This window comes from Corynebacterium sp. HMSC074C04, assembly GCF_001838295.1.
Lineage (GTDB): Bacteria > Actinomycetota > Actinomycetes > Mycobacteriales > Mycobacteriaceae > Corynebacterium > Corynebacterium amycolatum.
In genome coordinates, this window is sequence record NZ_KV836270.1 from 197,578 (window position 1) to 213,395 (window position 15,818).

The following is a 15,818-nucleotide window of genomic DNA, read 5'->3' on the forward strand; positions in this document are numbered from 1 at the left end:
GAAGTAGCGGCCGGATTCAGAGAGCTCCTGAGCTGTGGTAACCAGCGCCGTACCCGAGCAGTAACGCTCCAAGCAACCACGCTTTCCGCAGGAGCAGGGACGACCCTCCGGCACAACGGTGAGGTGGCCGAATTCCGGCGCCGTGCCGTACGCGCCCCGGTAAATCTCACCACCCCGCATCATCGCGCCACCGATTCCCGTACCCAGCGCAAACAGCACCCAATTATCCGCACCGCGAGCCGCACCAAAGCGATACTCGCCCCAGGCGGCCGAGTTGGCATCGTGCTCAAGCTGCAGAGGGCACGGGAGAAGCAAGGATAAACGCTTGACGACATTCGCATCGCGCCACGGCAGATGCGGGGCGAACCGAACCGTCTGGCGGTCAGAATCCAAAAAACCAGCTACAGCTAAACCGATGGCGCTGACATCTGGAAAACGTTCAACCAAGCGCTCGGATGTCTGAACAATGCCACGTTCAATGGCATCCACACTGCCGTCAGAACTAGTCTGAACTCGATACAACACCTGCCCATCAGCGCTGATAACTGCAGCGCGCAGGTTTGTTCCACCAATATCAAAACCGATAGCCGGGCAATCAGCGGCGGCGGACTCGTCTGAGCTCGGATGAATCGGAATATCGGTGGACATAACAGTTGATTATAAAGGGATTGCGCAGGTTCGGAGAATTCGGCGAGCCCGAGCAGCCATGACCTCCCAGGTCCACGACTGCACAACATGCTCCCGACCACAGGCTCCCATCGCCGCCGCGCGCTCCGGATCATCCAAAATTTCAACCAGTCCGGTGGCGACGCTGCGCTGCGAGACCCCGTCGACAACGATGCCAGTTTCACCATCGATAACTGTCTCCGGGGCGCCACCAGACTTGCCAGCTATGACAGGGACACCGCAGGCCTGTGCTTCCAAGTAGACAATGCCGAGGCCTTCTACATCGAGGCCACGGCCTCGGGTTCGGGCGGGCATGGCGAAAACGCTGGCTGCATTGTAATAGGCGGGGAGATCATCATAGGAGACCTTGCCGACAAAAATGACCTGCTCGGAGACCCCAAGCTTTGCTGCCAGCTTTTCCAACTCTCGATTCAACGGACCGACGCCCACAATCAGCAATCTGGCACCTGGGTGCTGCTCAAGAACCTTAGGCATGCTGCGAATCAGCATATCTTGCCCTTTGCGGCGCACTAGCCGAGAAATACAGACGATAAGCGGCTGGGACTCACCAATTCCGTGGTGCTGCCGGATCTTCTGTCCCGCCTCGGGGTCCGGGGAAAACCTCTCGATATCGACACCAGAAGGCAGGTGTTCAAACGCTGTTTGCGGGCCAAAGGCTGTCGCAAAACGACCACGGGTGTAGCGGGAAATATAGGTCACAACATCGGAGTTCTTACCAATTCGCCCCAGCATCTGGCGAGCCAATGGCAGCATCGACCAGCCCACTTCATGTCCGTGAGTGGTAGCAACGATGCGGGTAGCACCTGCGCGACGACATGCGTCGGCAAGCAAACCAAGTGGCGCGGCGGCACCAAACCAGACGGTGTCAATGCGTTCGGCGCGAATGATCTGAGCGGCGCGACGAGCTACGTGCGGCAGTGGCAGCAGCACGGAATCACGCATGCGGTAAACACGGTACGGTAGCGACTCGTCGTAGGCGCGGAGCTTTTCTTTGGAAGCTCGCGAGGATGCGAGGACTACGAGGTTCTCTGGATCCAAACGAGCACAGAAATCGCGCAGGTAGGACTCGATTCCACCATCGCGAGGCGGGAAGTCATTCGTAATGAGCAGTACGCGCGCAGACATGGAGTCGAGTTTATCTACCTTGACTAAAAAGACGCGAAGTCACCTGCCGCTAGTTAGAAGCGGACAGCGCCTTGGTACGGGCCGCCCTGGTCGATGGAAACGACCTGGACCGGAATGCCGTAGTCGGAAGCATGGACAATCTGACCATTGCCGATGTACATGCCTACGTGGGTAATGCCCGGGTAGTAACCGATGATGTCACCTGGCTGCAGCTGGTCACGGCTTACCGGGGTGCCACCGGCGAGCTGTGCCTGCGAAGTACGCGGAATGGACTTACCAATCTGCTGGTACGCCCAGTACATCAGACCGGAACAGTCGAATGCGGAGGGACCAGCAGCTCCCCACGAGTACGGGGAACCCAGCTTCGACATCGCGGCATCAACTGCGGCGGAAGATCCGAGCAGTTTATCCAGCCCTTCGGTAATTGGGTTGTTCTTGGAAATCCAGATTTCCCGCTGTTCGGGGCTCAGCGCATCAACCATGGACTTGACATGCTCGGCGCGCTCATCAAATTCAGCGCTGCGCTTGTCCAAATCATCGCGACGCTTAGCCAGACCATCGAGCTGCTTGCGGATATCTCCCTGCAGACGCAGCGCATTGACCTTACCCTCCTCGGCATCCTTACGGGCTTGCACCGCACGGCTGACGACTTCATCGTTGTCGCGGAACATCTTATTGATGTAACCGGTACGGTCGATAGCGTCCTGAGCACTGGCAGATCCCAGTGCGGCCGACAACGGGTCGACGATTTCACCACGCATCCGCTTCTTCGCGAAGTAGGAAATCTCGCCAGAGAGCGCCTTGAGGTCATCCTGTGCTCGGAGAACCTGATCCTCAGAGCGCTTCAGCTCCCCCTCGGCGTGCCGGAGTTCCTCTTCCTTGGCCTGAACCTGAGAATCCAGCTCGGTAACTTCCTCCGAAATCGCTTCGGTATCCCGAGAAATCTTCTCCAGCTCTGCAATAATGCCGTCTGCAGTAGCCAGATCCGGGGCTGGCTGTTCATCCTGCGCAGACGCAATCGGCGCCAAACCTACGGAGCCAAAGGTTAGCCCAGCCACGACCGTCAGCCCGACTACACCGCGACGAGAGTTGTGGCGACGGCGAGAGGCACGGTGACGCGACAAATCCAAACCCTTTTCAAATTGTGTATTCAAATTTCTTCCCCGAAAAACAAAACATCAAACCACTTGACGCATTCGAGCAAATTGTAGCAGCCTTGCCGCGGAACAACACACCGACAAACCGCCAGCACAAAGGGGTATCCAAAGGGAGTAATCAGGATAGCCCTTCGACTCCACGCATTGCGTAACCACAGGGCAAAAACAAAAATGAGGCGAGCGCCCCCCATAGTGCTTTACGACGCACATAGCGTCAGCACCCGGGCGCTCGCCTCAGTGCCCCCCTCATTAAAAAAGAGCCAAGGCTCTGCTGGGCATCTAAGCCCCGCAGTTTGTCATCCGTTCAAACAGATTAGAAGCGGACGAAGTTGTGAACCGGCATGTAGTTCATCGGAGCTTCCTTGACGACATCGCCGGACTGCGGAGCGTGAATCACATTGCCGTTACCGGAGAAGATGCCGACGTGGGTAGCGCCAGAGTAGAAGGAAACGATGTCACCCAGTGCCGGGCTGGAGACCGCGGTGCCCTGGGAAGCCTGCGCCTGGGAGGTGCGCGGGATCGACTTACCGACCTGCTGGTATGCCCAGGAGGTCAGACCGGAGCAGTCGAAAGAGTTCGGACCGGTGGCACCCCACACGTACGGGGAACCGATCTTGGAACGTGCGGCGGAGACGATAGCCGAACCAGTGGACGGTGCTGCAACGTTTGCAACGCTGCCGGAGGTAACCTCACCTGCGACATCATTGAACTTGCCAACAACATCCTGCAGACCTGCAACCTGCGGGGTATCGAAGCCGTTCAGTGCGCCCTGGATGTCGTTCAGCGGGTTAGCGTTAGCGGTCGGAACTGCGAGAGCGGTAACGCCGGCGACGGTTGCGCCAAATGCGACTGCGTTGCGTGCAAAGTTAGAACGGCGGTGGTGCTTGCCCATTGTTTTGAAACTCCAAAATCTTCCTGTTTAGCCGACCGGGTTAGCTGACGGGTTCGGAAGAATGGAAGACTTCCTACCCTCCGGGATTTCCCTTTGGGATTCACCCCATGGTTCGAGGTGGGTCCCCGGCTCGAATCCCCTGAGGTTCTCACTACCTAGCCCCTCAGGACCTTCGATAAGGCTCTGTGTTTTCTTATCAATGACCGGCACCAACTCAGTGGCCCCGTTTCAATGTCTCGATAAGGTTACGAAATGGCATCAAGTTTTGTCTAGCCACTTGCCAAGAAAACCGCTCAAGGCCCGGTTGTTACCATCGATAGAACTAAACCGTTACCAAGCTGTTACAACTAGACACTCCCCCTATTGCGGAATAATAACAGTTTGATAAACGTGTCACTACCTGGCATTTTGAAGTCCGCCGAGAACTTTACACTTAACGCCTTAAGGTCGGAACATTTTTATCGCGAACTCAAAACGTGTTTTATGTCACACTCCAGCTTGTAGCAGCTCAATTTGCTCAAGTTTCACAGTTTTAACACTACTAGGAGCGCTCAGAATAGGATTATTGACGTGAATTCAGGACAACAGCACTTCCCTCTCGAAGGCTCCGTCGATGATTCTCTTTTCAACACCACCTTTGTCGTCGTAGACCTAGAAACGACTGGACTAAAGGCCAAGAACGACCACATCATTGAAATTGGGGCCATCAAAACCCGTGGCGGCAAGACAATTGGCACCTTTTCCAGCTTCATCGACCCCGGCATGGAGATTCCCGACCACATCACATCTCTCACCGGCATCACTACCGCCGATGTTGAAACTGCCCCACAGCTCGGCACAGTTATTACTCAGTTCCTCGAATTTGCTCGGGGAAGCGTCTGGGTTGCGCATAATGCCAAGTTCGATATTGGATTCCTCCGCCAGGCTTGCACAGATTTGGGCCTAGATTGGCCAAGCCCCAGCGTCGTAGACACTCTCACGTTGGCGCGTCGCGTCCTTGACCGCTCACAAGTTGGCAGTTTCAAGCTCTCACAGCTCGCACGGTACGTCGGTTCTCCGAATCGCCCCACCCACCGGGCGCTTGACGACGCAATCGCAACCGTCGACGTCCTTCACTACCTCATGGAGAGACTAGTCGGCGATGAAGTACAAACAGCGTCCGAGCTAGTGCATTACTCGCCGACCGTCGCTCCGGAGGTTCGTGCTAAACGGCATCTTGCCGATCGAGCTCCGCACACCCCTGGTGTCTATGTTTTTCGGTCAAGAAATGACGACCCCTTATATATAGGTACAGCTCTCGATTTGCGACGTAGACTTCTGCAGTATTTCAACGGCACTGATTCTCGTCGCAAGATTACGGAAATGGTCTCTCTAGCCGAACGCGTCGAGATCATCGAATGCCTGCACGGCTTCGCAGCAGAAATCCGCGAGGCTCGTCTGATCTCTGCACTCCGTCCGCCCTACAACCGACAACGTACCGAACCGACCCGCGGCTGGTACATCATCCCCGCTAGCCCCGGTCGGCCTGCCAAGATTAGCCGAACAGTCACCGACGCCCGCAGCCTAGGTCCTTTCCGCACGCGCGACACCGCTACTGCCATCCGCGACAGGTTCTCCGCACTTAACGACGACTTTGCGATAACAACCGCCCAGATCTCCACCACCGGCGCAGACGAGATCGCAGACATGATTGCTGAGATATCAGCACTTGCCAAAGCACACCGCTTCCAACGCGCGGCAGTGCAGCGTGACCGCACTGCGGAGTTCATTATCAGCTTGGATAAGCAGCAGCGCCTGAGCATGCTTGCCGCCATCCCATCTCTGCAAGCCGCTTTCCCCGATGGCAATGGTGGCTGGCACCTAGCGGAAATTCGCTATGGCAGGCTGGCCGGCGCCAGCACCGCACCGCGTGGCGCGGATATGAGCTACATCATCGACCTCATGGAGAGTTCAGCCCAAACAGTCACTCCAGATGACTCCTTATATAAAGGAGCATCAATTGATGAACTCAGTATTGTCTGGAAATGGCTGCAGCGCCCGGAGGTACGAATAAAGCCCACCGGAGGCGAGTTTTCCTACCCCAGGTTGGGCGCAGGAAAATACCTTCAGTGGGCAATTGACGCGCAGCAAGCACGTCGTGAAGCGCGACGCGAACCTTAACCCTTCATCGCCGCGGTAACGATGTCCAGGCACAGCCCCGACTGGAGCGTTTCCTTGACCTCTTCAATGGAGTCGGCCATAGCTTCCTTTAGCGGACGGCCACCCAGACCACGCGAAATGGCGATTGCGGCGGCGGAGTTAAGGATGACTGCATCGCGAATCGAACCTTCGAGTTCGCCAGCCCAAATGCGACGTGCAACATCAGCGTTGTACGCGGGGTCACCGCCACGCAGCGCGTCAATTTCGGAGTACTCCATGCCATAGTCATGTGGATCGATGACATCTTCGGCAACTTCACCGTTTTCCACAATAAAGACCTTGGTGGGGCCAGTAACAGTAATCTCGTCGAGACCATCGCTTCCGCGTACCACCAACGCGCGCTGACCACGGCGGGCGAAGGTGTCCGCCATCGTCTCCATCTGATCTTCGAAGGCACAGCCAATCAAGCTTGCCTGCGGGCGTGCTGGATTCGTCAGCGGCCCCAACAGGTTGAAGACTGTCGGAACCGCTAGCTCCTTACGCACCGGTCCAGCGAAGCGCATGGCCGGATGAAAGCGAGCGGCAAAGAGGAAGCGCACGTAGAAGTCCGGATGTTCCGGAGAAGTAACGAGACCGTTCTCAATGTCGATGCCAAAGGCCTCTAGCATGTCAGCTCCGCCCGACTTCGAGGAAGCCGCGCGGTTACCGTGCTTGAGCACCGGCACACCACTGGCCGCGATAACAATCATGGACATCGTGGAGATGTTGACGGTATTTGCGCCATCACCACCGGTGCCGACGATATCGACTGCACCGCGCTCAATAACACCGGCGAGCTGTGGATCATGAACTGGGCGGGCAAACGAAAGCATGCCCTCGGCCGCAGCATCGAGCTCGGCAGCCGTAATCCCCTTGGCGAGGAGACCGAAAGCAAACGTTGCGGTCTGGATGTCTCCGGAAGCACCTGACATGATCTGATCCATGGCGAATCGAATGCCCTCACCGGAAACTTCGCGGCCAGCGCCAATCGTGGAAAGAACATGGCGCCAGTTTTCGACCGCCCTCTTATCGCCGATCTCGCTCATCGCCACTCCCTTCCACTAGATAGTCAAGTCTGTACTCGTACTTTATTAATACAAATGCACCTAGGTGCTGCTGGTTATTCCGCCCACCAGATGCACCACATCACGGGGCTTTCTGGAAAATCCCACCGTGATGTACGTAATAAGACAAGATACCTCCCCCATATATCCAGCGCATCACCCGGTCCGCCTTTGCGTTCGTCGAAAATCTCACCCCCATTGGGGCAACTGGAAAAATACGATATTAAATAGAGCCGAACCTGCGATAAACTAACCGACAGCCGATGCCGCAGTATCGCTAACCCAGGTTCGCCGAAGGTGAACCTGGCAGTCCAGGGGGGATGGACTCCGCGCACCGCGGCACAACAAACCCCTCGAATTCACCCGCGTCGGATAAAGACACTGGAAAGTTCCCAACAGGGGGAAAAATTAGTGAAATTCTCAGAAACCTTTCCTTGCGACCTGGGATTTTAGGAATTTATATACAAAAATGGGGGTTGCAACGTGACTACTCCTTAAGAACAGTACATACTGTTAGATGTGACGAGCGCAGTTGAAAATCAAGGTATGACAGCACCACGTCGTGCTGCGACACTGAACCGACCGAATATGGTCAGTGTCGGCACGATTGTGTTCCTGTCTCAGGAATTAATGTTCTTCGCCGGTCTGTTCGCGATGTACTTCGTGTCACGCGCGAACGGCCAGGGCGATTCGTGGGATTGGGGTACCGGCCACCTCAACGTCCCGTACGCACTAGTGATCACCGTGATCCTAGTGTCGTCTTCGTTCACTGCCCAGTGGGGCGTGTTCGCGGCCGAGCGTGGCGACGTTTTCGCACTCCGTAAGTGGTACGCACTGTCTACCGCCCTGGGTGCAATCTTCCTCGTTGGCCAGGCTTACGAGTACTTCACTCTGGTTAGCCACGGTCTGACCATTCAGAACTCCATTTACGGTTCGGTCTTCTTCATCACCACCGGATTCCACGCAGCCCACGTTCTCGCGGGTGTGCTGGCCTTCGTTGTGGTGCTTATCCGTACCTCCAAGGCGAAGTTCACCCCGGCACAGGCCACTGCTGCCATTGTGGTCTCGTACTACTGGCACTTCGTCGACGTCGTGTGGATTGGCCTGTTCATCACCATCTACTTCATCCAGTAGGCCGTATTGGCCGTTCTTTGTTTAGTACGGCCTACAGCCCATCCACTTTCCACGAACAGTCTTAAAGGGAAAAAGATGGAAAACACTACCTCCGAAACCAAGGACACCACGTCCTTGGCTGCGGCCCCGAAGTCAAAGGGCCGCCGCAAAATGCGCCGTACTGCCTCCGGCATTATGGCTATGGCTCTCGCCCTCACCGGCGCGGGCTTCCTCGCTAATGCTCTGACCCCTGATGCACAGACGGCTACTGCTCAGCAGGATGAAGCCGCAATCATTCAGCAGGGTAAGGAGCTTTATGACGTTGCTTGTATTACTTGCCACGGCGCCAACCTCCAGGGCGTTAAGGACCGCGGTAAGTCACTGATTGGCGTCGGCGAGGGTTCGGTTTACTTCCAGGTTCACTCCGGTCGTATGCCGATGCTTCGCAATGAGGCTCAGGCAGCACGTAAGACCCCGCGTTACTCCGAAGAGCAGACGCTGGCTATCGCAGCCTACGTCCGGGCTAATGGTGGCGGCGCAGGCATTGTCCGCAACGAAGACGGCTCCATTGCTATGGAGTCGCTGCGCGGTAAGAACGCCGGCCCGAACGGTGAGCTTGACCAGGCTGACGTTGCTCGCGGTTCCGAACTGTTCCGCCTGAACTGTGCATCCTGCCACAACTTCACCGGTCGTGGCGGTGCACTGTCCAGCGGTAAGTACGCACCAGTCCTGGATCCTGCAAATGAGCAGGAAATTTACCAGGCCATGCTGACCGGCCCGCAGAACATGCCGAAGTTCTCTGACCGCCAGCTATCTGCTGACGAGAAGAAGGACATCATCGCCTACATCAAGAACTCCAAGGAAACTCCGACCCAGGGTGGTTGGGGTATTGGTGGCATCGGCCCGGTTGCTGAAGGCCTTGTCATGTGGATTGTAGGCATCGTCGCTCTCGTAGCGGCCGCTCTTTGGATTGGATCCCGCCGATGAGTAATAACGAAAACAAGAAGTACAGCTCCGAAGAGCTGTCAAAGATGAGCAATGCGGATCTCGCTCGTCTGGGCGCTGAACTCGACGACGTGACCATTGCCTACCGCAAGGAACGCTTCCCGATTGCCAACGACCCGGCTGAAAAGCGCGCGGCCCGTGGCGTCGCCATCTGGCTGGCTCTGTCGGTCATTCTTGGCCTGGCATTCATCGCCATCTACCTGTTCTACCCGTGGCACTACAAGGGTCACGGCGAAGAGGGGCTGTGGCTGTACACCATGTACACCCCGCTGCTGGGTATCACCATCGGTGGCTGTATCGTCACCCTGGGTATTGGTGCAGTTAAGTTCACCAAGCGCTTCATCCCGGAAGAGATTTCGGTTCAGCGCCGCCACGATGGTCCTTCCCAAGAGGTCGACCAGAAGACCATCGTTGCCCTGCTGAACGATTCTTGGCAGACCTCCACCCTGGGCCGTCGCTCCGCCATCAAGGGTCTCCTTGGTACCGGTGCCGTCCTGGCTGGTATCGGCATGATTCTTCCGCTTGGCGGCATGATTAAGAACCCGTGGAAGCCACGCCACGACGTTGACGTCACTGGTGACGGAACTCTGTGGACCACCGGTTGGACTCTTGTCGAGCAGGGCCACAAGGTTTACCTCGGCCGCGACACCGGTGCTATCGCTGAAGAGGGTGCACACGGCTACACCACCAAGGGCGTTTCCCGCCTGGTTCGCCTCCGCCCAGAGGATCTGTCCGCAGGTTCTATGGAGACTGTCTTCCCGCTTCCGGAAGAGGACGTCAACGACGGCGACAAGTACTCCAAGGATGCCGATGTCTACGAGGCACACATGCACTCGATTCACGGCTCCCGCAACTCGGTCATGCTGATTCGTCTGCGTTCCCAGGACGCTGAAAAGGCAATCCTGCGTAAGGATCAGGAAGACTTCCACTACGGCGACTACTTCGCCTACTCGAAGATTTGTACACACATTGGTTGCCCGACTTCTCTGTACGAACAGCAGACGAACCGTATTCTCTGCCCATGCCACCAGTCGCAGTTCGATGCACTGCACTACGGCAAGCCGGTCTTCGGTCCAGCTGCTCGCGCTCTTCCGCAGCTGCCGATCAGCGTTGATGAAGAAGGCTACATGTACGCAGAGGGCAACTTCGTTGAGCCCGTCGGTCCGGCATTCTGGGAGCGTCAATCATGAGTAATCCAACGAAACTAGCAACCGCTGCTAAGAATATGGATGACCGCTACACCCTGTCTGGCGGCATGCGTAAGCAGCTCAATAAGGTATTCCCTACCCACTGGTCCTTCCTGCTGGGTGAGATTGCACTCTACTCCTTCGTAGTCCTGCTCTTCTCGGGTGTTTACCTGACTCTGTTCTTCGACCCGTCGATGTCGAAGGTCATTTACGACGGTGCCTACGCGCCACTCAACGGTGTCGAGATGTCTCGCGCCTACGAGACCGCCCTGCAGATCTCCTTCGAGGTTCGCGGTGGTCTGTTTATTCGCCAGATCCACCACTGGGGTGCTCTTCTGTTCGCCGTGTCCATCATGGCGCACATGTTCCGCATCTTCTTCACCGGCGCATTCCGCAAGCCGCGTGAAGCTAACTGGGTCATCGGTTCCATCCTCCTGCTGCTGTCCGTGGCAGAGGGCTTCATGGGTTACTCCCTGCCGGACGACCTGCTTTCCGGTGTTGGTCTGCGTATTATGTCCGCAATCATCATCGGTCTGCCGATTATCGGCACCTGGCTGCACTGGATGATGTTCAACGGCGACTTCCCGGGTGACATGATCATCCCACGCCTGTACATTGCACACGTGCTGATTCTCCCTGCTCTGCTGCTGGGCCTGATCGCCGCTCACCTGGCTCTGGTCTGGTACCAGAAGCACACCCAGTTCCCCGGCGCAGGTCGTACCGAGAACAACGTCGTCGGCGTTCGTATCCTCCCGATCTTCGCGGTCAAGTCCGTTTCCTTCGGTCTGATTACCTTCGGCTTCCTGGCGCTGTTCGCTGGTATCTTCCAGATCAACGCAATTTGGAACCTTGGACCGTACAACCCAGCGCAGGTTTCCGCCGGTTCCCAGCCGGATATCTACATGCTGTGGACTGACGGTGCTGCCCGTGTCATGCCGCCGTGGGAGCTCTACCTGGGCTCCTACACGATCCCGGCAGTCTTCTGGGTCGCCCTGCTCTGTGGTATTTTGGTCGTCCTGCTCTTCGCCTACCCGTTCATCGAGGCGAAGATCACCGGCGACAACGCCCACCACAACCTGCTGCAGCGTCCGCGCGACGTGCCGGTTCGCTCCGGCCTGGGTGCCATGGCTCTGGTCTTCTACACCCTGCTGACTCTGTCCGGTGGTAACGACCTGATTGCATACCACTTCCAGATCTCGCTGAACGTGATGACCTGGGTTGGCCGTATCGGTCTGATTATCCTGCCGCCGATCGCTTACTTCGTCACTTACCGAATCTGCATCGGCCTGCAGCGCTCTGACCGCGCTGTCCTGGAGCACGGCATTGAGACGGGCATCATCAACCAGCTGCCTGATGGTTCCTTCATCGAGGTCCACCAGCCGCTAGGCCCGGTCGACGAGCACGGCCACGCCGTTCCGCTCGAGTACCAGGGAGCTTACGTCCCGAAGACCATGAACGAACTGGGCGCCGCTGGTAACCCGGGTCGCGGTAGCTTCTTCAGCCCGGACTCCCCGGAGATCGCCGAAGAGGCAGCTCGTATCGAGCACGAGAACCACGAGCAGCAGGCTCAGATGTTCCGTGACCTCGAAGCTCAGAACGCTGAAGAGCGTCGCCAGCTCGAGCACTAAAACTCCGCGGTAGATTTTCTACTGCGCTCAAATAAGACCATCCCGGTCCGCATCCACTTCGGATGTCGACCGGGGTGGTTTTTTGTTCCCCAGATTCTTTCGAGCTCGCCTTGACTCCCACATATGTCAGATACCAAATCTGCTGTTTACCAGTACTAAAATGGACATATGTCTACCAGTCACTCCCCCACCACCGACCTTTCGAACAACGCCACACAGCTTGTCGCCAACGGTGTCAACTTCGACTACGAGGCCACGCCTGTTCTGCGCGATGTCTCGCTCACGCTTTCCGACGGCGATGTCCTCGGATTGGTCGGAGACAACGGAGCCGGCAAATCCACTCTTCTTTGGCTGCTGTCGGGTCGTCGTCGACCCACGAGCGGTACGGTGACTCATATTGGCACGCGTGTGCTCGGCTCTCAGGAGTTAGAAGCGCCTTTCGACTCCACGGTGCAAATGCTTATCGATGAGGCTCTCGGCCCCTCGAAACGTCGTCTAGCGGAGTTGGAAGAGGCAGCTGAGGCGATGTCCTTAGCAGAGACCCCAGATGAGTCTGAGGCGGCAGAGAAAGCGTATTCGAAGGTCTTCTCGGATGTCATGGCTCACGATGACTGGAACGCCGAACATAACGCGGAAATTGTACTCGACCATCTCGGCCTGACCGGCACTGCTCCCGACGGCGCTCCCCTGGTAGAGCAACTAACCACGGAGATTTCCGGCGGGCAGCGGGCGCGGCTGGGGCTCGCGATTACGCTCATTCGAAAGCCAGAGATTTTGCTTCTCGACGAGCCCACCAACCATCTCGATGAACGCGGTCGCCAGCTCGTGATTGACACCATTCAGAACCACCCTGGAGTGGTTGTGGTGGCAACGCATGACCGCGACTTCCTGGATGCCGTTTGTACTGTAATTGGAGACTTGGTGCCGGGGCGCCCTGGTATTGGGCTGTTCCGTGGCAATTACTCCGACTACGCGAAGCACCGTCGCCACCAGCGTGAGCTATGGGAGCACCAGTGGCGCTCCGAGGAGCATGAACGCAATCGGTTGGAAGACACCATCGACAATGGCGCCCGTGAGGTCTCACCGGGCCGAGCAATGACGGACAACAACAAGATGGCTTATGACCGCCGTGGCGGTCGTGTAGAGCGGCAAATCGCGCGCCGCGTGCGTTCGGCTAAGCAGCGACTGGATGAGCTCATTGAGGAAGGTGTGGAGCGTCCGCCGGCTCTGCTGGGCTTTGATGCCCCGCTGACCGCACCCCTACCGACCAAGCGCGCTGCATCGGGAAGCGATGAGGATTTTCACATCAAGATGCGCGGTGTGGTCGTCCCAGATCGAATTCGGGTTGGTTCACTGACTATTCGTCCCGGAGACAAGGTCGTTATCACAGGCCCTAATGGGGCCGGAAAATCTACTTTGTTCAAGGTCATCATGGGGCAAGTTGAGACGCAGGCTGGCGAGGTGCGTATCGGCGAGAACTGTCGAGTAGCCATGCTGGCTCAGGAACAAGACTGGGAAACCCCAAAGAAGTCCGCCCGTGAGTTGTACGACCTTGCTCCCAATGCCCGCGTGCCTCTCGACGACTTTGGGTTGCTTAGCCTCGAGGACGCCAATCGACCTGTAGGTGACCTGTCCATCGGACAGCAGCGTCGAGTGGCATTGGCGCTCGTTGTGGCCAATCCACCAGAGATTTTGCTTCTCGACGAACCTACTAACCATCTGAGTGTGGATCTAATCGAGCAGGTCCAGGACGCTATTGCATCTGCTGAAGGCACAATTATTGTAATTACCCACGATCATCGCATGATCAACTCGCTCGAGGCGCGTCATTTGCAGGTGACCGACGGCGAAGTCGTCGAGTTACCTAAGGGGCAAAAACCTGTCGAGTTCGCTTAATGCCGAATCGCAAAACAAAAAAGTCTCTCCCACTAACGCCCTTGTTAGTGGGAGAGACTTTTCGGTTATCTACGACTGTGGTTCAGTCGGCTTGCACTCGGACTAGTGCTTCTCCGGCGGAGTGATGTACTGAGTGTTGAGCTTGGTGCCGGCGACGATCAGGATTACCGCGCCAAGAACAATCAGCCAGTAGGCCATGAATGCGATGCCGTAGCCCATGAGCAGGATGCCCATGGTCATCACGAACGGCCAAATCGAGCTAGCGGAGAAGAAACCGAGGGTTCCAGCACCGTCGGCAACCTCTGCCTCTTCGAAGTCGGCCGGGGTGATGTCGGAACGGCGCTCAGTGAAGTGGAAGTATCCACCGAGCATCAGGGTCATCAGAGCTGCGAGGACCAGGCCGGTTGCGCCGGCCCACTCGAGGCGACCCTGGCTTTCGTTGATGACGTTACCGGTGTCCTGGAGGTACTGAGTGCCGAAGATGTAGACGACAGCCATGAACCCCAGGAACACGGTAAGTCCGTAGAAGAGCTTTGCTGCAGACTTCATTTGAGAACTTCCTTTAGGTAAGAATCTTGCTGGGTTTACTTGGCGGTCGCGTTCAGGTCAATGGTGTTAGCACCACGATCACCCATGTCGCGGGTGTCGACACGACCGGAGTTGAACGGCGAAGTGGAGACTGCGAATGCCGGCTCACCGATGTGCTTCAGAGCATCAGCGTTAGTAGCTTCTGGGTTCTCCTGGCGGAACTTGATGTACTCGGTGAATGCCTCACGGGGGACAGCACGAATCTCGAAGTTCATCATTGCGTGGTAGGTACCACACATCTCGGCACAACGGCCAACGAATGCGTTCTTGACCTTGTCGCTCGGGTTGTCCTCTGGTCGGTTGGCAATCTTGTCCGAGTCAATCTTTTCGATCTGGAAGACACGGTTGGACTTGTTAGCCTCCGGGTGCGGGAACACGTCGCGCTTGAAGAGGAACTCCGGAACCCAGAAGGAGTGAATCACGTCAGCGGACGCGAGGTCGAACTGAATTGCAGTGTCTTCCGGAACAACGAGGACCGGAACCTCTTCGGTGGTACCGAGGGTCTCAATCTCGTCGTAGTGCAGGTAGTCGAGGCTCTCCTTGGAGCGACCGTGAACCGGGTACTCCTTCTGCTTTGCGCGATCTTCGTCGGACGGAACCTCGTGGCCACCCTCGGTGAAGAACTGCTCATCAGCCGGCTTCTCAATACGACCGTTGTACTCCTGGCCGCCCATCAGGTCAGCGGAGATGTTGGCGTAACCGAACTTCCAGTTCCACTGGAAACCGGTGACGTCGACGGTGACCTCTGGATCCTTATCCAGAGCAGTGACCTCGTCCTGAGTCTGAACCGTGAAGAAGAACAGAGTCATCACAATCAGAATCGGGAGAATGGTCAGAGACAACTCAACCGGAACGTTGTATGCAGTCTGGCGCGGGAACTCGCCCTTGCCCTTCTTCTCAGCCTTCTTAGCTGTGAAGTTTGTCATCGAGTAAAGGGTAACGCCCCAAACGATGATGCCGATAATCCAAGCTGCAACCCAGGTCCAAACCCAGAAGTTACCCATGGACTGTGCTTCCGGGGTCACACCTTCCGGCCAACCAAAGCGGAGCAGCTTGAAGAAGCCGTTCTCCGGAGGATTAACATCGCAGCCGGCAAGCAAGGCTGCGCTACCGGTGGCAACGCCGAGGACGCCGAGCTTACGGGCGACTCCGAACTTTCTACGCTGATTCACGTGTGTCTGCCTTCCTGATCCACACAATTTTCGATAACCGATTAAGGTTTCGTCCTACCCAAGCAGAGTAGTCGATTCTTAAGCTTTCTCCACAATAAATATGGCTGTGGGGTGCCTTTGAGTATA

The 15,818-nt window shown here is 56.9% G+C and carries 13 protein-coding genes and 1 riboswitch; of the genes, 6 read left to right on the forward strand and 7 right to left on the reverse strand.

Annotated elements, in window-relative coordinates; all coding sequences use genetic code 11:
* The 4 genes from HMPREF3011_RS02110 to HMPREF3011_RS02125 form a co-directional block, all read right to left on the reverse strand.
* Nucleotides 1-648, reverse strand: a 648-nt coding sequence (locus HMPREF3011_RS02110) for an ROK family protein (protein ID WP_141764745.1), incomplete at its 3' end; no start/stop codon positions are given.
* 9 nt (nucleotides 649-657) lie between these two features.
* Nucleotides 658-1,812, reverse strand: a complete 1,155-nt coding sequence (locus HMPREF3011_RS02115) for a glycosyltransferase family 4 protein (protein ID WP_038625853.1) — start codon at nucleotides 1,810-1,812, stop codon at nucleotides 658-660.
* A gap of 53 nt (nucleotides 1,813-1,865) precedes the next feature.
* Entirely contained in the window at nucleotides 1,866-2,936 is a 1,071-nt protein-coding gene (locus tag HMPREF3011_RS02120) for an NlpC/P60 family protein (RefSeq protein WP_236658588.1), read from the reverse strand.
* Between the two features lie 346 nt (nucleotides 2,937-3,282).
* Nucleotides 3,283-3,861 (reverse strand): C40 family peptidase, encoded by a 579-nt coding sequence (locus HMPREF3011_RS02125; RefSeq protein WP_016423023.1) that lies wholly within the window; start codon nucleotides 3,859-3,861, stop codon nucleotides 3,283-3,285.
* A gap of 14 nt (nucleotides 3,862-3,875) precedes the next feature.
* A riboswitch (cyclic di-AMP (ydaO/yuaA leader) is annotated at nucleotides 3,876-4,018 on the reverse strand.
* A gap of 413 nt (nucleotides 4,019-4,431) precedes the next feature.
* Here HMPREF3011_RS02125 and HMPREF3011_RS02130 point away from each other — a divergent pair.
* Nucleotides 4,432-6,021 (forward strand): DEDD exonuclease domain-containing protein, encoded by a 1,590-nt coding sequence (locus HMPREF3011_RS02130; RefSeq protein WP_038625857.1) that lies wholly within the window; start codon nucleotides 4,432-4,434, stop codon nucleotides 6,019-6,021.
* On the opposite strand, the gene trpD is transcribed toward HMPREF3011_RS02130, so the two are convergent.
* Nucleotides 6,018-7,085, reverse strand: coding sequence for an anthranilate phosphoribosyltransferase (trpD, locus tag HMPREF3011_RS02135; RefSeq protein WP_052155533.1), 1,068 nt, complete (start codon nucleotides 7,083-7,085; stop codon nucleotides 6,018-6,020). The two genes, HMPREF3011_RS02130 and trpD, sit on opposite strands and share 4 nt — an antisense overlap.
* A 537-nt stretch (nucleotides 7,086-7,622) precedes the next feature.
* Between trpD and HMPREF3011_RS02140 the strand changes: the two genes are divergently transcribed.
* The 5 genes from HMPREF3011_RS02140 to HMPREF3011_RS02160 all read left to right on the forward strand — a co-directional run bounded on the left by HMPREF3011_RS02140 (nucleotide 7,623) and on the right by HMPREF3011_RS02160 (nucleotide 13,932).
* Entirely contained in the window at nucleotides 7,623-8,237 is a 615-nt protein-coding gene (locus HMPREF3011_RS02140) for an aa3-type cytochrome oxidase subunit III (protein WP_141737489.1), read from the forward strand.
* A gap of 75 nt (nucleotides 8,238-8,312) precedes the next feature.
* Nucleotides 8,313-9,203: a cytochrome bc1 complex diheme cytochrome c subunit gene (locus tag HMPREF3011_RS02145; protein ID WP_070841079.1), complete on the forward strand. Its 891-nt coding sequence runs from the start codon at nucleotides 8,313-8,315 to the stop codon at nucleotides 9,201-9,203.
* Complete coding sequence (locus HMPREF3011_RS02150) at nucleotides 9,200-10,411, forward strand: cytochrome bc1 complex Rieske iron-sulfur subunit (RefSeq protein WP_070841080.1); 1,212 nt, start codon at nucleotides 9,200-9,202, stop codon at nucleotides 10,409-10,411. Before HMPREF3011_RS02145 ends, HMPREF3011_RS02150 begins: the two co-directional genes overlap by 4 nt.
* Nucleotides 10,408-12,036 carry a cytochrome bc1 complex cytochrome b subunit gene (locus HMPREF3011_RS02155; protein WP_038625867.1) on the forward strand — a complete coding sequence of 543 codons (1,629 nt, stop codon included), beginning with the start codon at nucleotides 10,408-10,410 and terminating at the stop codon, nucleotides 12,034-12,036. Before HMPREF3011_RS02150 ends, HMPREF3011_RS02155 begins: the two co-directional genes overlap by 4 nt.
* A 168-nt stretch (nucleotides 12,037-12,204) precedes the next feature.
* A complete protein-coding gene (locus HMPREF3011_RS02160; protein WP_070841081.1) occupies nucleotides 12,205-13,932 on the forward strand; it encodes an ABC-F family ATP-binding cassette domain-containing protein in 1,728 nt (575 codons plus the stop codon).
* Nucleotides 13,933-14,034: 102 nt separating this feature from the next.
* Here the strand turns inward: HMPREF3011_RS02160 and HMPREF3011_RS02165 are convergent, their stop codons facing one another.
* Nucleotides 14,035-14,481 (reverse strand): aa3-type cytochrome oxidase subunit IV, encoded by a 447-nt coding sequence (locus HMPREF3011_RS02165; RefSeq protein ID WP_038625871.1) that lies wholly within the window; start codon nucleotides 14,479-14,481, stop codon nucleotides 14,035-14,037.
* Between the two features lie 35 nt (nucleotides 14,482-14,516).
* Complete coding sequence (locus tag HMPREF3011_RS02170; RefSeq protein WP_038625873.1) at nucleotides 14,517-15,692, reverse strand: aa3-type cytochrome oxidase subunit II; 1,176 nt, start codon at nucleotides 15,690-15,692, stop codon at nucleotides 14,517-14,519.
* Nucleotides 15,693-15,818: the final 126 nt, after the last annotated feature.